Here is a 20,665-nt window from a genome sequence, read left to right on the forward strand (position 1 = left end):
CTTTGACCGTTGAAACTGGAATAAAAGCAGAACACAGTTCTGGCCTTTCCGCCCCGAATCACTACATTGGGCCGCATGAGCAACAGTTTCGACGATATGCCGTTCTTCGATGAAGAACCTTCCGAGCCACGCCGCCAGCCCGCAGCCCCTGCCGCTGCTGGTGGTTTGGGCATTGCTGCGCAGGCCATGGCGGCGCGCGACAAGTCCCGTTCCGCACCGGATTATCTGGCGGGTCTGAACCCGGAACAGCGCGAAGCCGTCGAGACGCTGGAAGGCCCGGTTCTGGTTCTGGCAGGTGCGGGCACCGGCAAGACGCGGGTGCTGACCACGCGCATCGCCCATATTCTCGCGACAGGCCGCGTCTATCCAAGCCAGATTCTGGCCGTGACCTTTACCAACAAGGCCGCGCGCGAGATGAAGGAACGTATTGGCGTTCTCGTGGGCGGTGCCGTTGAAGGCATGCCATGGCTCGGCACCTTCCACTCCATCGGCGTAAAACTGCTGCGCCGTCATGCGGAGATGATGGGCCTGAAATCCGATTTCACCATTCTCGACACCGATGATGTGGTGCGGCTCATCAAGCAGCTTATTCAGGCGGAAGGTCTGGATGACAAGCGCTGGCCCGCCAAGCAGTTCGCAGGCATGATCGATGGTTGGAAGAACAAGGGCCTGACGCCGCCGGAAATCCCGGAAGGTGACAGCCGTGCCTTTGCAAACGGCAAGGGGCGTGAGCTTTACGCCGCCTACCAGGCGCGGCTGAAGACGCTAAACGCATGCGATTTTGGCGACCTCTTGCTGCACCCCATCACCATCTTCCGCAAGCATCCGGATATCCTCAAGGAGTATCACCAGAAGTTTCGCTACATTCTGGTGGACGAGTATCAGGACACCAACACCTGCCAATATATGTGGCTTCGCCTTCTGGCCCAGCGCCCGAAGGGCGAGCCGCAGAATGTCTGCTGCGTAGGTGATGACGACCAGTCGATCTATGGCTGGCGCGGTGCGGAGGTCGATAATATCCTGCGCTTCGACAAGGATTTTCCCGGCGCAAAGGTCATCAAGCTGGAGCGCAACTACCGCTCCACCGAACACATCCTCGGTGCCGCTGGCCATCTGATCGCCCACAATGAGGGCCGTCTTGGCAAGACGCTGTTCACCGACCGTGTAGATCCCAACGACGAAAAGGTCGTGGTGCATGCCGCATGGGACTCGGAAGAGGAAGCCCGCGCTGTCGGCGAGGAAATCGAGCAGTTGCAGCGCATCAAGCATCCGCTGAATAATATGGCGATCCTCGTGCGCGCCTCTTTCCAGATGCGCGAGTTCGAAGATCGCTTCGTTACGCTCGGCCTCAACTACCGCGTCATCGGTGGCCCGCGATTCTATGAGCGGCTGGAGATTCGCGATGCACTCGCCTACTTCCGCCTTGTTTGCCAACCTGCCGACGATCTCGCATTCGAGCGCATCATCAACACACCAAAGCGTGGCCTTGGCGACACGACTGTTCGCAACCTGCATGACTATGCCCGCGCCCGTGACATTCCCATGCTGGCCGCTGCCGCCGACATCATCGAAACCGATGAGTTGAAGCCGAAAGCGCGTAAGGCGCTGTTCGATGTGATACAGGATTTCCGCCGCTGGCAGAACCTGCTGGAAAACACGGATCATACGGTGCTGGCCGAACAGATCCTTGATGAGAGCGGCTATACGGCCATGTGGCAGGCGGATAAAACCGCCGAAGGACCTGGCAGGCTTGAAAACCTGAAAGAACTGATCCGCTCGATGGAAGCCTATGAAAGCATGCGCGGCTTTCTGGAACACGTCGCGCTGGTCATGGATGCCGAGCAGAATGCAGAGCTTGATGCCGTCTCCATCATGACGCTTCACTCGGCAAAGGGTCTGGAATTCGAAACCGTTTTCCTGCCCGGCTGGGAGGAAGGCTTGTTCCCGCATCAACGCTCGCTCGATGAAGGTGGCCGCTCTGGCCTCGAGGAAGAACGTCGCCTCGCCTATGTTGGCATTACCCGCGCAAAACGCCGCTGCCACATCTGGTTCGTCTCCAACCGCCGCATCCACGGCCTGTGGCAATCCACCCTGCCCTCCCGCTTTCTGGATGAGCTTCCGCCCTCGCATGTCGAAGTCTCGGCATCCGAAAGCAATTACGGCGGTTATGGCGGACGTGGCGGTTACGGCCAGTCGCGCTTCGACAAGGCCGATCCTTTCACCAACAATTATTCCACACCGGGCTGGAAACGTGCCCAGGCGAACAAGTCCGATGCGACCCGCGACAATTGGGGTACCCGCTCCGGTCATTCAGTCGAACGTATCGGCTATGGCGAGAGCGGCCCGAAGACCCGAACCATCGACGGCGAACTGGTCGCAAAATCAGTAGCCGACACGCCTTCGCAATTCGCCATAGGCGACCGCGTCTTCCACATCAAATTCGGCAACGGCAATGTGGCCAGTATCGAAGGCAACAAACTGACCATAGACTTCGACCGTGCAGGGCAGAAGAAGGTGCTGGACGGGTTCGTGGAGCGAAGCAGCAAATCGACGTAAGCACACACCGCTTTTTCAATCGCTCAAATACAAAAAGCCCTCCCAAATCCTGCTAGCTAGCGGAGGAATTGCGAGGGCTTTTATTCGATGGGAATTACTGTGCTATTGGGGTCTCGCCCGGCGTAAAACCAATCAGGTAAACAGCCGCCACGATAACGGCCAGGATGAAGATCGATATGACGAAAAGTGTCATGCGGTTCAAAGGTTTGCGGGTCGTTTTTTTCATGGCCAGATAACCCGCCGAGTGGCCGATTGGTTCCGATAAAATCCGCCTTTGCGGTTTCATCAGAGAAATTCGATTTTGCTTCAAGGCCATATCGGTTAAGGCTGGCCCGAAGCTCCAGCAACCGGTCCATCATGAACAACACAACATCCATGCGTTCGCACCCGCTGCATCTCGCAGCGGCCTTTGCCAGTGGCGGTCTCCTGACGCTGATGGTGCACTTCAACGGCATGCTGGCCCATTATGGCAATGCGCTGTTTTCGTCTTGGACCGCGCATGGCACCGGAACGGTTGCGGCGCTGATATATCTTGCCATTCTCTATAGAACACCAAAGGGCGAGAAGGTTGCAAAACCGAAAGCACCGCTTTGGGCCTATCTTGGCGGTGTCGTGGGTGCGGCAATCGTCATGCTGACGTCGAGCGCGGTCAACTCTCCGCTCGCCCTGTCGGGCACCATTGCGCTGGGCCTCGGCGGACAGGTGATTTTCAGCCTGCTTGCCGATCTCTGGGGTATGTTCGGTCTGCCGAAACGCCGCCCTGACATGCGGGACCTCTGTGCGGTCGCTCTCATTCTCGGCGGAAGCGCCCTTATCATTCTCGTAGGGAGAGCCGCATGACGCTCTGGATCGCCATGGCCGTTACCGGCGGCATCTTCGTCGCGCTCAGCCGTCAGATCAATGGCCGCCTCAGCCTGTCCAACTCACCGCTGATCGCATCTTTCTGGAACCACATCGTCGGCTTCGTCGTCCTGACGATGCTTGGCCTCGTGCTCGGCGGACTTCTGCCGCAAGGGGCTGCGGATGCGCCATGGTACGCCTTTATCGGCGGCCCCATCGGCGTCGTCTTCATCGCTTCCGGCAGCTGGCTCATTCCCCGCATTGGTGCTGTCAACACCGCGCTGCTGGTGATCAGCGGACAGATGGTGTCGGGCGTCATTTTGGACCTGTTCAGCAATGAGCCGCCGAAACTATGGGCAAGCGCCCTCGGCATACTGCTTATTCTGGCGGGAATGGCGCTGACCCAACGGCGCAAATAAGCTGGATCAGGAATCGGTACCGCGACCGGACAGCATGCCGAACAGTGTCTTGCCACCGCTCTTGGAGCCGCTTGCGGTCATCGATGGGCGGCCGTTGAGTTTCGGCACCACCACAATGCGCTTCACCTCGCCGCGCTTGAATGCCGCAAGAAAGCGGCTGTAATCCTTGAAGACGACGCAACCGTTGGATTCACCGCGCCGCGCCAGCATGTAGGTATGCGCCAGCAGGCCATCGCGACCATGAGGCTTGACGCCGTTTTCAGGTGTGAGGCGAATGGCCTCCACGCCATGAAACAGCGATTCGCGCATCGTCAGGCGATAGCTGGAAGGCGGCGTCGCGCCGCGCATCTTCACATGCACGAAGTCCGGATTGTCACGCATCTTGCCGATGCCGGAATGCGCCTCCAGCTTTTCGCCGCTCGGCATATGCACGACACCTGCGGAGATATCGTAGATTGCCGTGCCGTTTCCACGGTCCGGCCATGGCACCGAGTCCATCTTCGTCTCACGCATCGGATTGTCCGGTCGTGCGAAGGCAACCATCGTGTTGGTGGCGGGCGCTGGCGGTGCAGGCGCGCGTGATGGAACAGGTGCGGCAAGCTGCTTTTCCGCAGGAGCCGGATCGGCAGGACGTGGCGTCGGCTCTACGTCGGCTGCAGCAATTTTCGGACGGAAGCTCGGCAGCGGAACGGTCTCCGGCAACAGATCGATTTCGTCGTCCGTGGTCGTCTGCGGCTTTCCGAGCGCGACTTCAAAGGCAGGATGCTCCTTCGCCTGCGTTTCAAGCATTGCAAGTTCGGGATTGTCCGTCGTGCGGCCCAAAGCAGAATCGACGATAGCCGACGGGCGAAGCGCTGCCAGCGCCTGCACGGTTGCCTGTCCCTGCGCGTTCATAGCAGCGCCAGCGCCGAAGCGGTCTGCAAAGGCTTTCGCGCCGATATGATGCTCGGCTGCGAGACGTGTGCCCTTCTGGTTACCAGCATGACCGATTTCAGACAGGCGGGAAAACTTTCGAATATGAACGTTTCGCTCGACGGCATCGATAGATGCCCGCTCGGCTCTATCAAGATTTGCGACCAGCATGGTGTCAAAGCGTTGCGCACCATGCGAGGCCTGCGCCATGCCATGCAGTGACGCGAAGGCCGTCACGGCACAGACGGTTGCCAGCACCCCGCCGCCGACGATGGCGGTGAAGCCGCTCAGGCTTGAGCCTTTACGTTTTTTGTTGAAGGACGCGCCGATGCGCGCATCTCTACAGGCCACGACTGATGACGCCATGATACTCGTTACTCGAACCGTTTACGCAAAACCGGAAAACACCGGCAATGGTGTTGATGCCGCGAATGTCCTGCGCCAATGGCGGAGGCTTCGTTGCTGACAGGTTCAAAGCATGCCGAATTATGGTAACCAAAGTCTTTACAAGTCCCCTGAAAACGAGAGTTCTTTGAAGCTTGCATGCGTTTCTCGGGGCCGTGTCACGATTCGTCCACGTCACATCGTCACGTGGCCATCTTGGTGAAAATGGCTAGCCAGAGATACTCGATATGGATTCTTAACTGATTCTCCCCATCGACACCGCTCCCCTATATGTCGACTTCGCCGAAAATTGGCTACAATTGCGGCGAGCTTGCGGCGGGATCGTCTCGAACACCTCGAAATCCACCCTTTTGGCTTGATTCCCGGCAAGCCAGCGGTCATCCTGCCCGGCACGTCGGAGGAAGACACATGAAGGCACTGCTGCTGATCGACATCCAGAATGGTTTCTGCCCGGGTGGCAATCTTGCGGTGGCGGATGGCGACAGGGTCGTCCCCATCGCCAATGCGCTTATCGACAATGGTGGGTACGATCTCATCGTGGCGTCGCAGGATTGGCATCCGTCTGACCATGGCAGTTTCGCGTCCCAGCATCCCGGCAAAAAGCCGTTCGAGATGGGAGAGCTTTCCGGCAAGCCGCAGGTTCTTTGGCCCGACCACTGCGTTCAGGGAACCTCGGATGCCGAATTTCATCCCGATCTGAACACCGAAGCTTTCGACTACATCCAGCAGAAGGGCGAAAACCCCGCTGTCGACAGCTATTCCGCCTTCCGGGATAATGACCAGTTCGCAGCCACTGGCCTGTCTGACTATCTGGAACGGCAGGGAGTTACCCTGCTCGACATCTGCGGGCTGGCCACGGACTATTGCGTCAGCTTTTCGGTGATCGATGCGCTCGAAATGCTACCCGGCGTCAAAGTCCGCTTCATCGAAGATGCCAGCCGGGGCATAGACCCAGACGGTATCAAGAAAGCCATATCCACGATGCGTGAAAAAGGCGTCGTCGTCATCAACAGCAACGATATTCTCGGCGTCTGACGAAAGCGCGTTGCCTGCGTTAACGACGCGGAATGTGCTTTTCCAGAACGTCGATATCGGCAGCGGCATCTTCCATCCGGCGAAGCATCGCTGCATGGGCATCCTGGAGACCCCAATTGTAAAACATGGGGCCGAGAATTTCGCCCAGTCGGTCGACCATCATCTCAGCCTGAAGCGCACCGATTTCCATGTCCAGCTCTTCGGAGAGAAAGGCGCGGGCAGCAGAAACCATGTCTGCCTTCTGTTGTTTCTCGACAACCGGGTCTCGCATGCCACCTCCGTTGCGCGCTGCTTGTGCGGCTCGCTTCAATGAAATCAATAGAACTATTCTTTAAATTCGTTTGTGTTGAAAACCAGCCCGCGTTAGGAGCGGCATTCACATTTTTCTTCCGGCTCAGGACCGGTTTACCCATGACACATGCTACATTTAACTCCGGCATCCGGCTAGGATTGCCCGTCGCTCTCGCCGTATTGCCATTCGGCGCGCTGTTTGGCGCCGTGGCGATCGAAAACGGCCTGACGATTTACGAAGCGACATTAATGAGCGGCGTCATCTATGCCGGAGCAAGCCAGCTCGTGGGCATCGAGCTCTTCAATCAGAACCTGCCGGCATGGCTGGTGGTTTTGTCGATCTTCGCCGTCAATTTCAGGCACATTCTTTATTCGGCGGCCATGGTGCGTATCGTGCCGGAATGGTCATTTGCCAAGAAAGCTGTGGGTTTCTTTTTTCTGGTCGATCCGCAATTCGCAGAATCCGTGCGATTGAAGGAAAAGAACGGCCGCGTCAGCTTCGCCTGCTATATGGGCTACGCCTTCATTGTCTATGCCCTGTGGATGATCTCTACGGTCCTTGGCGCATCGCTTGGCAACCTCCTCGGCGACCCCAAGGCTGCGGGACTGGATGTGCTGCTGCCCATCTACTTCATGGGGATGGTGCTTGGCTTTCGCAAACGCGCCAGCTTTTATCCCATCATGCTGGCCAGCGCCGTCGGCGCCATTGTGGCCTATCATTTCGTCGGCTCGCCATGGCATGTCAGCATCGGCGCCGTTACCGGCATTCTTCTCGCCGTCATCCTGCCTCCGAACAAGACCGGTGAGGAGATGACCGAGGTGGAGACTGCATGATGGAACAGTTTTTCGATATGCAGACGCTGATCATCATTTTCGCCAGTGCGGTTGCGACTTATTTCACCCGCGTGGGCGGCTACGTGCTGATGACGCGCATGAAGAGCATACCGCCCCGCGTCGAAGCGGGGCTGAACGCCGTGCCCGTTGCCGTTCTGACCACGCTTGTCGCGCCCGCTTTCTTCGAAGGCGGCTATGAGGTCAAGATCGCCCTGATCTTTGCCCTCATCGTGGGGCTGCGCTTTCCCGGCCTGATCATGCTCGCATCAGGCTGGGCGCTTGTGGTGGCGATGCGCTATTTCAATATCGCGTAATATCGGTGGTGGCTGAGACCAGCCACTGCCGAACTTCCGTATCGGAAATGAGCGGCAACAGCTTTTCACAGACCTGCGCATGATAGCGGTTCAGCCACTGCAGTTCCTCGTCCGTCAAAAGCGAAGCGATGATGAGGCGGCGATCGACAGGGCACCATGTCAACGTTTCAAACGACAGCATCGGCAGATCGCCACCTTCGACGGGTGCCGCATCGCGAACATAGACAAGATTTTCTATGCGAATTCCAAACGCGCCGGGGCGGTAATATCCGGGCTCGTTCGACAAGATCATGCCGGGTAGCAACTCCTGCTTCGAGACCCGCGAAATGCGCTGCGGCCCCTCGTGTACGGACAGATAGGAACCGACACCGTGGCCTGTGCCATGGGCGTAGTCAGCGCCCGCCTTCCACAGCGCAATACGCGCCAGCGGGTCGAGATCGCATCCCCGCGTTCCCTTTGGAAAACGTGCAAGACTGATGGCAATGAAGCCCTTCAGAACCAGCGTGAAAAATCGCTTTTGTTCTTCCGGCACTTCGCCGATGGCAACGGTGCGCGTGATATCCGTGGTGCCATTGATATATTGCGCGCCGGAATCGATCAGGAACATCTCGCCATCTTCAAGCTTGCGATCGCTTTCGGTAGTGACGCGGTAATGCATGATGGCGGCGTTCTGGCCCGCGCCGGAAATCGTGTCGAACGACACGTCCTTCAACGGGTTCTGCATGCCCTGCCCGACCTTGGCTCTTGTGGCCTCGAGCGCTGTCACGGCCTTGATTTCCGTGAGCGAGCCCGGCGCCTGCCCATCAAGCCAGGCCAGAAACTCCACCATGGCCGCACCGTCCTGCAGATGGGCGGCGGCTGAGCCGGCAAGTTCCGCAGCATTCTTGCAGGCCCGCGGCAGCTTGACGGGGTCCGCCGCTTCGACGACCTGCCCGCCCGCTTCGACAATCGACAATGTCAGCGCGACCGGCGCGACGTCCGCATCTGCAAGAATACGTCCGGCAGCGCTCGCTATTGCATGAAGGCGCGCAGCAATCTCATCCGGCGCAAACAGCGTCGCAAGGGGCTGAAGATAGGCCTGGGCGTCGTCGCCAACCTTACGCTCATCCAAAAACAGATCTGCCTTGCCATCGGCATAGATGATGGCGCGGGCCAGCGGGTGCGGCGTATGCGGTACGTCATTTCCGCGGATGTTGAATATCCAGGCAATCGACGAAGGATCCGTAATCAGCACCGCATTGGCTTTGCGTGCGTAAACGATCTCGGCAATGGTTTCGATCTTCGTCGCTGCCGGAATACCCGTCACATGATCCGGCTGAAGAACAACCGGCTCAAGCGGCTCCGCCGGGCGGCCCTCCCATAGAGGGTCAAGCGGATTGCCATCCAGCAGGACGACGGCTCCACCCTTTTCCGAAAGTGCGGTTTCAAAGCGCTTCAGCTCCGCCCCCGTGTGCAGCCACGGATCGATCCCCAGACGAAACCCATTCGGCGCAAGTTCGGCAAGCCATTTGGCCGGTGGCGCACCCACGAGATCGCCGCCCGTAAAAACGGACGGATCGACCTGAGATGTCAGTTGCGTCGTGTAGCGCCCATCGACGAAGACGACGGCTTCCGCGCGGGTCACCAGCGCAACGCCAGCCGAACCGGTAAAGCCCGTCAACCATGCCAGTCGCTCCGCCGATTCAGGAACGTATTCCCCCTGATACTCATCCGCACGCGGCACCAGAAAGCCATCGATACCGAGCCTGTCAAACGTGGCGCGCAAAGCCTCGACGCGGGCTTTGCCGAATTGCGGAGTGGATTTGTTGTCGAAGGACTGGAACATGAACTGCTTTCCGAACTGTCTGGATGGTTTGCAGACCATAGCCCGGCATCGTCTCGATGGTCCAGATGAAAGCAGAAAATGGCGCATTGAAGCGTTAATCCGCACAGCAATTGAGCAATATGACTGAAAAACGACGACCTCCAGCGATAGGTATGCACTCAGCGCATGTCTATCCTGACAAGGAAGACCTACTTCTTCGCCGTTGTCTCCCTTATATGTTGGTCATCGAGAGGGCGTGAGAGCCCGAAACATGAGGACCAATACAATGGCAAAGTCGATCTTCCGCAACGCATTCGACCGGGTTGTTGACGCGCGCCGTCGTGAAGCAGACCGTTATGTTAGCCGCGCATTGCTCAGCCTTGATGACACGACACTTGCTGCCATCGGCAGAAACCGTGAAGAGCTGCACCGCGTCGCAAAGGGCAGCTACTCCTTCTGGTAAAAACGGAGACAGGGCGCATTCCGCCCTACAGTTCGGCGTTGCCGACTAAGACCCGCTTGAGCTTCTCCTCCCAAAGCTCGCGGATTCGGTCACGAAGGCCGATCAAGAAGGTGGCGCGAAAGCGTCACCTTTTTTTGTTGAACGCCACTCAGTCCTTACGCAGATGAATCGTGACCCAGCCATTGCGCCAGATGGTTCTGACGTGGCTGAGATGCATGCCATTATAGGCCGACAGCACTTTCCAGCGTTGCGATGCCAAAATGCCGGAGAGAATGACGGTGCCGCCGGGTGCCAGATGCGTGACCAGTTGCGGTGCCATCTTGATCAGCGGGCGGGCGAGAATATTGGCGATGATGAGGTCGAACGGTCCGTGCTTGCGGAACGCATCCGAATGAAAGCCAGGAGCCGTTTCCAGCGCCATGCCGGAGACGATGCCGTTCAGCCGCGCATTTTCCTTGGCAACCTTGATCGCGATAGGGTCGATGTCCGTTGCCAAAACCGGCACCGGGCGCATCTTGGCCACCGCAATGGCCAGAACGCCGCTGCCGGTGCCGAGGTCCAGCGCGTTGCGAATGGTCCGCGCGCGCAGCACCTGCTCGATCATCTCCAGACAACCCGCCGTGGTGCCATGGTGACCGGTGCCGAAGGCCTGCCCGGCCTCGATCTCGATGGCGATATCGTTGACCCGGACCTTATCCCGATCATGCGAACCGTGGACGATGAACCGCCCTGCCCGCACCGGCTTCAGGCCTTCCAGCGACTTCGCGATCCAGTCTTCGTCCGGAATGACCTCTCTTTCGAGAACAAGCTGTGGGTAGGCAATCTTCAGCGCGTCTTCGATGCGGCTGCGGGCGTCGTCTTCTTCCGATTCCAGCAGATAGACCGAGGCTTCCCAGATATCGCGCTTCTCATCCACCTCGGTCGTGGCAATCGCAACATCTTCTTCGCCGAACACCTCCGACAGCAGATCCAGCACTTCCCCGGCCTGAACTTCGGTGGTGGTTACAAAAAGACGGATTTCGCTCACGGCTGACGCTTTCCTTGCATAGGTTCCAGCCGTCAGCCTTTGCCACAAAAGCGGCTGCGATCCAATGGAGTGACCACCCGATTCTCGAAAAGAAATGCGCCTGAGTGTGGAGTCGGGCCTCCCTCATTCCTCTGCTCGTCACAGGAATCCAGTCGTTGCGCGTCTGCGCGACGGAGAAAGCCTTTTCAGCCCAAGGACTTGGGCTCGCTGGATTCCTGTGGCAAGCACAGGAATGAGGATAGTAGCGAAATGCCGTCTGCCGTGAAACGTGGCGCTCTCCACTTTCTGACCATTCAGGTCTTGGTCAGATTTTCCAGCTTTTGCACGGCAACATCGGGATTCTCACCGTAAGCAATGGTCCCGGCAAAGCGACCCTTCGCATCCAGAAGAATGACCGAGGCGGTGTGGTCCATGGTGTAGTCACCGTTCGGGTCCTTCTCGTCCACCGGCACCTTCTTGGCGTAGATGCGGTAGCCCTTCAGGGTTTCGGCGATTTTATCAGGTGCGCCGGTTATGCCGGTGATGCGCTTGGAGACGTTGGATACATACTGGTTGAGGATTTCAGGCGTATCACGCTCGGGATCGACAGAGACAAAATAGGCCTGCATCTTGTCGCCTGCGGGGTCCACCTTCTCCATCCAGCCATTCAGCTCGAACAGCGTGGTGGGGCAGACTTCCGGGCAATGGGTAAAGCCGAAGAACAGTGCTGTCGGCTTGCCCTGAAAGGCTTTTTCGGTAATCGGTTGGCCGTTTTGCGCCACGAGCTGGAACGGAGTGCCGTAGACTTCCTCGACCATCTCTTCACGGCTCTTGGTCAGCTCCGTGGTCAACCAGACCATGACGCCCATCAACACCACGACAGCACCCCAAAGCGCGATGCGAATATTCTTCATGCCATTCCCCGATCAGCTTGACCAACGTTTCGAGATGCTTCTAGCGCACGGCGCTCACCTTGGGCAATTCAAGAAAGGGTTGGATGCGGCCACCGCGCTGATTTGTCTCAAAAGCACCAGGCGATACCGTTTTGCACCGATGACAGAAATATATCCGTGCCGTACCGAACCCAGCCCTCGAAGGTGAAAACGACAAGCAGTAACGCCCCGAAGGTCGCGGCAGCGAAGCCAAGCAATTTCACCGGACTGGCGAGTAATTCTCTCATTTCACAAATATACCCACAAACGCCCTGCTGCGAAACCACGAATTGCTTGGCCATCGCGATGTTTAAGGCCGATTGTTAGGAAAAGTTTAAATGGTTTTTGCGCATGATGATTGCAAGCGGTTCGCCAAAAGCGCACGACATGACGTCATCCGGATTCCGTTCCGACGCCGCATTATCTTCCAATTCGAATTCGGCCAGCCAAGAGAGCCGTCAGGAAAAGTACGACCATGTCGAACGCCATCAAACAATCAGGCGCATATCTGGAAATCGTTTCCTTCCATCTCGGCGATCAGGAATTCTGCATCGACATCATGGCGATCCGCGAAATTCGCGGTTGGGCGCCTGTCACACCGATGCCGCACACACCACCTTACGTTCTCGGCCTCATCAACCTTCGTGGCGCGGTTATTCCCGTCATCGACATGGCCTGCCGTCTCGGCATGAAGATGACCGAACCATCCGAGCGTTCCGCCATCATCGTCACCGACATCGGCGGCAAGCTGGTCGGCCTTCTGGTCGAACAGGTCTCCGACATGATGACCATCAAATCCGAAGACCTCCAGCCCGCACCGGAAATCATCCCCGAAGAGCAGCGAAATTTCTGCCGCGGCATCGTGGCGTTGGAAAAGAGCATGGTCTGCTTCCTCAACCTCGACACGGTTATTGCCGACGAACTTTCACGCGAAGCTGCTTGAGGCGAGTTTCGACCACAGACGCAAACGGCGAGCCCCTGGCTCGCCGTTTTTGTTTTATGTTCTAGGTGCGCGCCCCTCTCGACGTCATCCTCGGGCCTGTCCCGAGGATCTAACGAATCCCGACGTCAAACGTGGTCAGATCCTCGGGACAAGCCCGAGGATGACGGCAGTATGCCTGACGCCCATCAAGGCTTCCCCTTCGTCCACGTCACCGTCTGCCCATATAGCGGCACCGTCGAAATCGCCATCTTGGCCGAACCGTCGGTCAGCTCGCGCGTGTGCACGAGATAAATCAGCGTATCATTCGCCTTATCGTAAATGCGGTTGACGACCATCTTCTTCCACACCAGCGACATACCCTGCCGGAACACTTCCTCGCCCTTGGTGCCAAGGTCTATATCGCCCACCTCAACCGGGCCGGTCTGGCTACAGGATATGGCGTTGTTAGACGGGTCTTCGAACCAGTTGCCGTTTTTCAGCCGGTCGATCACACCACGGTCGAAATAGGTGACATGGCAGGTGACGCCCTTGACCTGCGGGTCGGCGATTGCCTCGACAACGATATCATTACCGGTCCAGTCGACACCAACTTTGCCCACCACCTGCGCAGCGGCGGCCACCGGCAACAGGGCAAGACCTGCAATAACCAAGGAACGAAACGCTTTAGCCATAACCCAAACCCTCACATGAACTGCCATAGAGATAGGTCTGTGCGAGCCTACAACAAGGCGTGATGTCAGCGTTTTCTCATGGTGCAGGGTGCGTAGCCGGTGGCGTGCAGCCGACCGGCGACCATGCCGATCTTTTCCGGTATGTGGTGGATGTGCTCAACAGCAAGCGCCTTGGCCGCCGCAATCGATGCCGCCGCACACACCACCGCATCTTCAGCCGCATTGTGGTGGACGAAGCGCAGTTGCAGATGATGGGCGATGATATTGAGCTTGTGCGATGGCAGAGACGGCCAGACGCGTTGCGACATCTTCACGCTGCAAAAATAGGAAAGCTGCGGATAACTCTGTCGATATTTGTCGAAACTCGCCCGCATGACGCTGAAATCGAAAGCCGCATTATGCGCGATCATGGTTGAGTCACGCAGGTCATCGGCAAACTCGTCCATCACCTCGGGGAATTCCGGCGCATCTTCCACATCATCAGGCTTGATGCCGTGAATGGCGACATTGAACGGCGAAAACCGCATATCCTTGGGCCGGATCAACCGCTCTTCCACCCGCACGATCCGCCCATCCTCGATCCACGCCAATCCGACGGAGCAGGCGCTGCCACGCTCTTCATTGGCGGTCTCGAAATCGATGGCGATGGTCTTCAAGGAGTGATTCCCGTTTGCTCTTCGCACGGCATAAAGCAAAGCGCCGTGAAATTGAACCGCTTACAGGAAACGGGTGGTCAAGCGCCACAGCCAGGATTACACAAAAGCCGGGACGATATGGCGAGGGGAATTAAGCGTGGCCGTGCATAAACAGATGAATGCGACCGAATGGGCACTTCTGGTCGCCCTCTCGGTCCTGTGGGGCGGATCGTTCTTTTTCGTCGGCATCGCCGTCAAGGAATTGCCGCCGGTGACCATCGTCACGCTGCGCGTCTCCATCGCAGCACTAGCCCTGCTCACCGTCTGCCGCATCATGGGCTATCGCATGCCCACAGCCCCGCAAGTGCTGCGCGCCTTCTTCGGCATGGGCCTGCTCAACAACATCATTCCCTTCTGCCTCATCGTCTGGGGCCAGACCCACATCGCCAGCGGCGTCGCCTCCATTCTCAACGCCACCACGCCGCTCTTCACCGTCATCGTCGCACATATGCTGACAACGGATGAGAAGCTGACCATCAACAAGCTTGCAGGCATCATCATCGGCTTTGCCGGGGTCGCCACCATGATCGGCCCTTCGGCACTCACAGGCGAAAGCTCCAGCCTCTGGGGCCAGCTCGCCATTCTGGGTGCTGCCATTTCCTACGCCTTCGCCGGAATTTTCGGCCGTCGCTTCAAAGCCATGGGCGTGCCACCGCTGGTTACCGCAACCGGGCAGATTTCCGCGTCCACCATCATGCTCATCCCCCTCGCCCTCATCATCGACCAGCCATGGACGCTCGCCATGCCAAGCGGCGAAGTCTGGGCCGCCCTGCTCGGCATCGCGCTTCTCTCCACAGCGCTCGCCTACCTCATTTTCTTCCGCATTCTCTCCTCAGCCGGTGCCACCAACCTCGCGCTGGTCACCTTCCTCATTCCCGTCAGCGCCATTCTGCTGGGCTCTCTGGTGCTGGGCGAACAGCTGGAGGCAAAACATCTGATTGGCATGGCGATGATTGCAGCAGGGCTGGTGGCGATTGATGGGCGGGTGTTTCGCCGCGGGGTGGCTTAACTAGCGTCAACATGGTCGAAAAAAATCTCGCGAATGGTTCTGCGTGACCATTCGGCGAGATGAGTACGGTTGGGGCGTTGTGCGGCAAGCGTAATTAAAGCTTTCCACAACGCCCAGCCCCGCCCCCGCTGCCATGTCTGAAGGTCGAAGGAAAGAGATTGGCGGAATACACGCCGACTGTCGCTGTCCAGCACGGTCCATGCCAGAATGAGGTCCGTGGAGGGATCGCCAACGGCACAACTACCGAAATCGATGACCGCTGAAAGCCTGCCGTCTTTGACCAGTAGATTGCCTTCGGCCACATCGCCATGAAACCCAAACGGGTGCGTGCTGCCATTCGCTGGCGGTTGATTTCGCCCAGACGTCACGCGCCAAATCCACGTCGATTTCATCCGACAAAGTTTCAATCGCCGCATTTGTCTCGTCGCTATAGACACGCAACGAGCCGCCACGATGGAAGTTATGAGTAACGGCAGCGGGACCATTAGAGGCGTCGATGGCTTGAAGGGCCGTAAGGAACCCCGCGACATCGTGCGCGAGCAGATGGAGATCAATCTTATCAAGCTCCATGGCGAGCGGCTTGCCGTCCAGCCAGCAATAGATGGACCACGGCCAGGGAAAACTCTGCCCCGGCTGGCCCAGCGCAAGAGGTTCAGGAATTGGCAAAGGAAGATGCTTGGCGAGATAGGGCAGCCAAAGCTGCTCTTTTTCCACCTGCGCAACATAGCGTGACGCACTCGGCAAGCGAATGAGCATCGCCTCACCCAGTCGGAAGCTGCGATTATCCCAGCCACTGCGCTCGACCATTTCAATGGGCAAGTGCGTCCATTGTGGAACCTGCTCCGCGACCAGTGCAGCGACTGTCTCTGCCGAAACCTCTAGGCGATCATCCATAACATGCGTCCTCTTGGCCGCATGTCACTTACATCCCAAGCACGAAAGCAATATGACGAAGCTACCCGCCGATCAGCGCGAGCCACTCATCTTCATCCATGGTCTGCACGCCAAGTTCCCGCGCCTTGTCCAGCTTCGACCCGGCACCCGGCCCCGCCACCACATAGTCGGTCTTTTTCGAAACCGAGCCAGCAACCTTGGCCCCGAGGCTTTCGGCGCGGGCCTTCGCCTCATCGCGGGTGAATTTTTCGAGTGAGCCGGTGAAGACCACCGTCTTGCCCGCCACGGGGCTGCCTTCCGTCGTCGGTTTCTCGGCCTCCTTCGGGCGCAGTTCTTTCATCAGCCGGTCGATGACATCGAGATTGCGCGGTTCCTTGTAGAACTCCACGATGGCGCGGGCCATCACCTCGCCAATGCCCTCGACGCTATTGAGTTCGGCCCAGGCATCGCCGGTCGGATCGGCGGCGGCTTTCATGGCTTCTTCGAAATGCTCGTAGGTGCCGTAGGTGCGCGCCAGAAGCTTGCCCGTCGTTTCACCCACATGGCGAATGCCCAGCGCGAAGATCAGCCGATGCAGATCGATCTCGCGGCGCGCGTCGATGGCATCGAACAGCTTTTTGACACTGGTCTTGCCGAAGCCATCGATATTTTCCAGCTTGGTGAGATGCGAGTCCTCCTGCCGCTTTTTCAGCGTGAAGATGTCAGGTGCGGTCTTGATGGACAGGGATGGGTCTTCGCTTTCGAAGAAGAAATCGATCTGCTTGGTGCCGAGACCTTCGATATCGAAGGCGTTGCGCGAAACGAAATGCTTGAGATGTTCCTTCGCCTGTGCAGAGCAGGCAAACCCACCGGTACAGCGGGTAACAGAATCGAGCTTACCGGTTTTTTCGTTGCGCTCGCGCACCGCATGACTGCCACAGACCGGGCATTGCTTGGGAAACTCGTAACGCTGCGAACCGGCATCCCGCTTTTCCAGGAGAACATCCAGCACCTGCGGAATGACATCGCCTGCCCGCTGCACGATGACCGTATCACCGACACGAATATCATGCTCTTCCGGGCGAATGCGCTCGCCATTATTGCCGATGCCTTCGATGTAATCGGCGTTGTGCAGCGTGGCGTTGGTGACGACCACGCCACCCACCGTGATCGGCGTCAGGCGCGCAACGGGTGTCAGCGCGCCGGTGCGGCCCACCTGTATCTCTATCTTTTCGACGGTCGTGAACGCCTGTTCCGCCGGAAACTTATGCGCGGTTGCCCAGCGCGGGCTGCGGGAGCGGAAGCCAAGGCGCTCCTGCAGATCCAGACGGTCGACCTTATAGACCACGCCGTCGATATCATAATCGAGATCAGGCCTCGCGATGCCGATTTCCTGATAATGTTCAATCAGTTGTTGGCCCGACGTGAATCGTTTCATGAAGGGGTTCACAGGGAAGCTCCATTCCCGAAACTTTTCCACGATTCCGTATTGCGTATCGGCAATCCGCGTCGGCTGGCCACCGTCGGACACCTCGCCCAGTGCATAGGCGAAGAAACGCAGCTTGCGCTTGGCCGTTACAGTCGCATCCAGCTGCCGCAACGAACCGGAGGCCGTGTTGCGCGGGTTGACGTAGGTCTGCTTTCCATCGGCTTCCATCTGCGCGTTCAACGCCAGAAAGTCGCTCTTGGCCATATAGACCTCACCACGCACCTCCACCACATCAGGCACGCCCTTGGGCAGCGTGTTTGGGATTTCCTTGATGGTCATGATGTTGGCCGTCACGTTCTCGCCCGTGGTGCCATCGCCACGGGTCGCCGCCGTCTTCAGCCTGCCGTTCTCGTAACGGATCGACATGGAAAGGCCGTCGATCTTCGGCTCTGCGGTAAAGGCAATCGAATCGTCGGGCATGTTGCCGAGGAAACGGTAGACGGACGCCACGAAATCGCTGACATCCTCATCCGAAAACGTGTTGTCGAGCGACAGCATGGGCCGCGCGTGGACGATGGGCGCGAAGGTGGGCAGCGGCGCAAAGCCGACCTTTTTGGATGGACTATCCGCCCGCACCAGATCGGGAAATGCCGCCTCGATAGCATCGTTGCGGCGCTTCAGCGCGTCATATTCGGCGTCCGAAACCTGCGGCGCATCCTTGCCGTGATACAGCGCATCGTGCCGCGCAAGCTCGGCTGCCAGAAAGGCAAGCTCGGCGGAAGCCTCAAGCTCGGACAGGTTTTCTACCGGTATTTGATCTTGGGACATTGGGCAGGCCTCGTGCAGGAATCGAATTTGTTTTTAACGCAGCCTGCCCACTTTTCAACGCCAAGCTTTCGCGTAATCTGATTTCCGGGAGCGAGCAGCAACGGGGACACGACCATGGACATGACGACGCTCATCGCATTTGCCGCCGCCTTCTTCGTTTTTGCAGCCAGTCCCGGCCCGGATAATATGACCATCGTCGCCCGCACCATCACCCACGGCGCGGCATCGGGCCTTGCCTATGGCGCAGGCACCGTGGCGGGCATCCTGATCTTCCTCACGCTCGCCGCCTTCGGCCTCTCCATTCTCGCCGCCGAGATGGGCACGGTGATGACGGTGCTACGGTACGCCGGTGCGGCCTATCTCATCTGGATGGGCATCAGACTGTGGACGGCGGAGCCGGTCGTGCCGGAACTGCAAGCCGTCAAAGCACGCGGCAGCCTGCTGTCGATCTTCGCAACCGGTATGGCGCTCAATCTCGGTAATCCGAAAATGCCGCTGTTCTATGTGGCCTTGCTGCCGAACGTGGTCGGAGCCTCGCTGACGGTAGACCATCTGGCCGCGCTGGCGGGCGTCATTCTCTGCGTGGAGACAATCGTCATCGGCGGCCATGTCGCGCTTGCGGTGCGTGCCCGCAGCCTGCTGCGCTCCGAAAAAATCGTGCGCCGCGTCAACCGCACGGCGGGTGGGGTGATGATTGGTTCGGGCGTTGCGGTGGTCGTCAGCCGTTAATCCTGTGCCGCCAGGAGCTTGGCCGCAGCCGCCCTCGCCTCATCCGTGACGGAAGCACCGGCCAGCATGCGGGCAATTTCTTCGGTGCGGTGTTCGGGCTGCATGGTCGCAACACGGGTGGCGATGCGCTCGGTGCCGTCGCCGGATGGCCCCTTGGAAATCAACAGATGCGTAGCGGCACGGGCGGCCACCTGCGGAGCGTGGGTGACGGAGAGAACCTGCACGGTTTTCGACAGGCGCTTCAGCCGCTGGCCGATGGCATCTGCTACGGCACCACCAACGCCGGTGTCGATCTCATCGAAGACCAGCGTGGGCGCCGAACCGCGATCCGCCAGAGCCACCTTCAGCGCCAGCAGGAAGCGCGAAAGCTCGCCGCCCGAGGCCACTTTCATGATCGGTCCGGGGCGCGTGCCGGGGTTGGTCTGAACGTGGAATTCGACGATGTCGATACCATCCGCCGTGCCGGAAGCAGCATCGCTGGTGACTTCGACGGTAAAGCGTGCCCGCTCCAGCTTCAGCGCCGGGAGTTCGGCCATCACGGCTTCGGAAAGAGCCGAGGCTGCGTTATGGCGTTTTTCGGAGAGCGATTGCGCTGCCCGGTCGAAATCCGCCTTCACGACAATCAAATGCTTGTCCAGTTGGGCAAGTTTTTCTTCACCGGCATCCAGATCGGCGAGATCGGCTACCATGCGTTCGGCCAGTGCCGGTAGCTCGGTGACGGGAACGCAATATTTGCGGGCAGCGGCGCGCAGACCAAACAGGCGCTCTTCGACGCGCTCCAGCTCACGCGGATCGAATTCGGTGCGGCGCAGCGCTGCTTCGACTTCCATCTGTGCGTTGGACAGGCTGTCGAGTGCGGCATCCAGCAACTGCACGGTTTCTTCCAGCAGGCCCGGCGCTTCATGGCTCTTGCGCTCCAACCGCCGCATCATGGATGCGATGACGGGCACCGGCGAGGCATTGCCGTTCAGGAACTCGCTTGCCTCGGCAATGTCGCCAGCAATGCGCTCGGATTTCTGCATCACCGCACGGCGCTCGGCAAGCTCATCTTCCTCGCCATCCATCGGCGCGAGAATTTCGAGTTCTTCGACGGAGGAGCGCAGATAATCCGCCTCGCGGGCTGCGGCTTCCACCTTAGCGCGGTGAACCTTAAGGCCGCGCTCCGCGTCCTTCCACGTCCGATAAAGCGATTGAACCGAAACGACGTCATCGGTTAGACCGGCAAAGGCGTCCAGAAGCGTGCGGTGGGCATTGGTATCGACCAGCGCGCGGTCGTCATGCTGGCCATGGATTTCCACCATGTGCTGGCCAAGCTGGCGCATCAATTGAACAGAAACGGCCTGGTCGTTGACATAGGCCTTGGTGCGGCCATCGGCAGATTGCACCCGGCGGAAAATCAGATCGCCGTCGTCATCGAGGCCGTTTTCGCGAAGCATCAGGCGGGCGGGATGGTCGATGCCCACTTCAAAAGTGGCGGTCACCTGCCCCTTGTCTTCCCCGTGGCGCACGAGCCCGCCATCGCCGCGCCCACCGAGCGCCAGCGACAGACTGTCGAGAAGAATGGATTTACCGGCACCGGTCTCACCGGTCAGCACGGAAAGACCGGCCTCGAACCCTAGGTCGAGCCGTTCGATCAGAACGATGTCGCGGATCGATAGCTGGACCAGCATGGCTTAG

General features: G+C 58.8%; 21 protein-coding genes and 1 pseudogene. 10 read left to right on the plus strand and 12 right to left on the minus strand.

Features of this window, described 5'->3' with window-relative positions:
- The first annotated feature begins 75 nt into the window (after positions 1 to 75).
- A complete protein-coding gene (locus ASF29_RS07610) occupies positions 76 to 2,556 on the plus strand; it encodes a UvrD-helicase domain-containing protein (protein WP_062450162.1) in 2,481 nt (826 codons plus the stop codon).
- An 80-nt stretch (positions 2,557 to 2,636) separates the two neighbouring features.
- Here ASF29_RS07610 and ASF29_RS24600 read toward each other — a convergent pair whose 3' ends face one another.
- A complete protein-coding gene (locus ASF29_RS24600) occupies positions 2,637 to 2,933 on the minus strand; it encodes a hypothetical protein (protein ID WP_162237884.1) in 297 nt (98 codons plus the stop codon).
- Between ASF29_RS24600 and ASF29_RS07620 the strand changes: the two genes are divergently transcribed.
- Both ASF29_RS07620 and ASF29_RS07625 read left to right on the plus strand, forming a co-directional pair.
- Entirely contained in the window at positions 2,914 to 3,396 is a 483-nt protein-coding gene (locus ASF29_RS07620; RefSeq protein WP_062450058.1) for a DMT family transporter, read from the plus strand. The genes ASF29_RS24600 and ASF29_RS07620 overlap by 20 nt on opposite strands.
- Positions 3,393 to 3,815 (plus strand): DMT family transporter, encoded by a 423-nt coding sequence (locus ASF29_RS07625; protein ID WP_062450060.1) that lies wholly within the window; start codon positions 3,393 to 3,395, stop codon positions 3,813 to 3,815. Before ASF29_RS07620 ends, ASF29_RS07625 begins: the two co-directional genes overlap by 4 nt.
- A gap of 6 nt (positions 3,816 to 3,821) precedes the next feature.
- On the opposite strand, the gene ASF29_RS07630 is transcribed toward ASF29_RS07625, so the two are convergent.
- Complete coding sequence (locus ASF29_RS07630) at positions 3,822 to 5,093, minus strand: DUF2778 domain-containing protein (protein ID WP_062450062.1); 1,272 nt, start codon at positions 5,091 to 5,093, stop codon at positions 3,822 to 3,824.
- A 447-nt stretch (positions 5,094 to 5,540) separates the two neighbouring features.
- On the opposite strand from ASF29_RS07630, the gene pncA reads away from it, so the two are divergent.
- Positions 5,541 to 6,167, plus strand: a complete 627-nt coding sequence (gene pncA, locus ASF29_RS07635) for a bifunctional nicotinamidase/pyrazinamidase (RefSeq protein WP_062450064.1) — start codon at positions 5,541 to 5,543, stop codon at positions 6,165 to 6,167.
- A 19-nt stretch (positions 6,168 to 6,186) separates the two neighbouring features.
- Here pncA and ASF29_RS07640 read toward each other — a convergent pair whose 3' ends face one another.
- Positions 6,187 to 6,438 (minus strand): DUF2164 family protein, encoded by a 252-nt coding sequence (locus ASF29_RS07640; protein ID WP_062450066.1) that lies wholly within the window; start codon positions 6,436 to 6,438, stop codon positions 6,187 to 6,189.
- A gap of 140 nt (positions 6,439 to 6,578) precedes the next feature.
- Here ASF29_RS07640 and ASF29_RS07645 point away from each other — a divergent pair, with 140 nt between their 5' ends.
- Both ASF29_RS07645 and ASF29_RS07650 read left to right on the plus strand, forming a co-directional pair.
- Positions 6,579 to 7,292 (plus strand): AzlC family ABC transporter permease, encoded by a 714-nt coding sequence (locus tag ASF29_RS07645; RefSeq protein WP_062450068.1) that lies wholly within the window; start codon positions 6,579 to 6,581, stop codon positions 7,290 to 7,292.
- A complete protein-coding gene (locus ASF29_RS07650; RefSeq protein ID WP_062450070.1) occupies positions 7,292 to 7,606 on the plus strand; it encodes an AzlD family protein in 315 nt (104 codons plus the stop codon). The genes ASF29_RS07645 and ASF29_RS07650 overlap by 1 nt, the downstream gene beginning before the upstream one ends.
- On the opposite strand, the gene ASF29_RS07655 is transcribed toward ASF29_RS07650, so the two are convergent.
- Positions 7,593 to 9,431 (minus strand): aminopeptidase P family protein, encoded by a 1,839-nt coding sequence (locus ASF29_RS07655; protein ID WP_062450071.1) that lies wholly within the window; start codon positions 9,429 to 9,431, stop codon positions 7,593 to 7,595. The genes ASF29_RS07650 and ASF29_RS07655 overlap by 14 nt on opposite strands.
- A gap of 265 nt (positions 9,432 to 9,696) precedes the next feature.
- On the opposite strand from ASF29_RS07655, the gene ASF29_RS24665 reads away from it, so the two are divergent.
- Positions 9,697 to 9,873: a hypothetical protein gene (locus ASF29_RS24665; RefSeq protein ID WP_062450073.1), complete on the plus strand. Its 177-nt coding sequence runs from the start codon at positions 9,697 to 9,699 to the stop codon at positions 9,871 to 9,873.
- A gap of 148 nt (positions 9,874 to 10,021) precedes the next feature.
- Here the strand turns inward: ASF29_RS24665 and ASF29_RS07665 are convergent, their stop codons facing one another.
- The 3 genes from ASF29_RS07665 to ASF29_RS24865 form a co-directional block, all read right to left on the minus strand.
- Positions 10,022 to 10,900 carry a 50S ribosomal protein L11 methyltransferase gene (locus ASF29_RS07665; RefSeq protein ID WP_062450075.1) on the minus strand — a complete coding sequence of 293 codons (879 nt, stop codon included), beginning with the start codon at positions 10,898 to 10,900 and terminating at the stop codon, positions 10,022 to 10,024.
- 293 nt (positions 10,901 to 11,193) lie between these two features.
- Complete coding sequence (locus tag ASF29_RS07670) at positions 11,194 to 11,793, minus strand: SCO family protein (RefSeq protein WP_062450076.1); 600 nt, start codon at positions 11,791 to 11,793, stop codon at positions 11,194 to 11,196.
- Positions 11,794 to 11,900: 107 nt separating this feature from the next.
- A complete protein-coding gene (locus ASF29_RS24865; RefSeq protein ID WP_244473508.1) occupies positions 11,901 to 12,059 on the minus strand; it encodes a hypothetical protein in 159 nt (52 codons plus the stop codon).
- A gap of 227 nt (positions 12,060 to 12,286) precedes the next feature.
- On the opposite strand from ASF29_RS24865, the gene ASF29_RS07680 reads away from it, so the two are divergent.
- Positions 12,287 to 12,754: a chemotaxis protein CheW gene (locus ASF29_RS07680; RefSeq protein ID WP_045228851.1), complete on the plus strand. Its 468-nt coding sequence runs from the start codon at positions 12,287 to 12,289 to the stop codon at positions 12,752 to 12,754.
- Between the two features lie 185 nt (positions 12,755 to 12,939).
- Here the strand turns inward: ASF29_RS07680 and ASF29_RS07685 are convergent, their stop codons facing one another.
- Together ASF29_RS07685 and ASF29_RS07690 are read right to left on the minus strand one after the other, a co-directional pair.
- Positions 12,940 to 13,425, minus strand: a complete 486-nt coding sequence (locus ASF29_RS07685) for a CreA family protein (RefSeq protein ID WP_062450081.1) — start codon at positions 13,423 to 13,425, stop codon at positions 12,940 to 12,942.
- A 65-nt stretch (positions 13,426 to 13,490) separates the two neighbouring features.
- Entirely contained in the window at positions 13,491 to 14,081 is a 591-nt protein-coding gene (locus ASF29_RS07690) for a 3'-5' exonuclease (RefSeq protein ID WP_062450083.1), read from the minus strand.
- A 154-nt stretch (positions 14,082 to 14,235) separates the two neighbouring features.
- Between ASF29_RS07690 and ASF29_RS07695 the strand changes: the two genes are divergently transcribed.
- On the plus strand, positions 14,236 to 15,129 hold the full coding sequence (locus tag ASF29_RS07695; RefSeq protein WP_082453415.1) for an EamA family transporter: 894 nt from the start codon (positions 14,236 to 14,238) through the stop codon (positions 15,127 to 15,129).
- Here the strand turns inward: ASF29_RS07695 and ASF29_RS07700 are convergent.
- Positions 15,126 to 16,023: pseudogene (locus ASF29_RS07700) on the minus strand (aminoglycoside phosphotransferase family protein). The gene ASF29_RS07695 and the pseudogene ASF29_RS07700 sit on opposite strands and share 4 nt — an antisense overlap.
- Positions 16,024 to 16,084: 61 nt before the next feature.
- Positions 16,085 to 18,259, minus strand: a complete 2,175-nt coding sequence (gene ligA, locus ASF29_RS07705) for an NAD-dependent DNA ligase LigA (protein WP_062450086.1) — start codon at positions 18,257 to 18,259, stop codon at positions 16,085 to 16,087.
- 114 nt (positions 18,260 to 18,373) lie between these two features.
- Between ligA and ASF29_RS07710 the strand changes: the two genes are divergently transcribed.
- Positions 18,374 to 18,988, plus strand: coding sequence for a LysE family translocator (locus ASF29_RS07710; protein ID WP_062450088.1), 615 nt, complete (start codon positions 18,374 to 18,376; stop codon positions 18,986 to 18,988).
- Here ASF29_RS07710 and recN read toward each other — a convergent pair.
- Positions 18,985 to 20,658, minus strand: a complete 1,674-nt coding sequence (gene recN / locus ASF29_RS07715) for a DNA repair protein RecN (protein WP_062450090.1) — start codon at positions 20,656 to 20,658, stop codon at positions 18,985 to 18,987. The genes ASF29_RS07710 and recN overlap by 4 nt on opposite strands.
- Positions 20,659 to 20,665: the final 7 nt, after the last annotated feature.

Source organism: Rhizobium sp. Leaf262, assembly GCF_001422245.1.
Lineage (GTDB): Bacteria > Pseudomonadota > Alphaproteobacteria > Rhizobiales > Rhizobiaceae > Agrobacterium.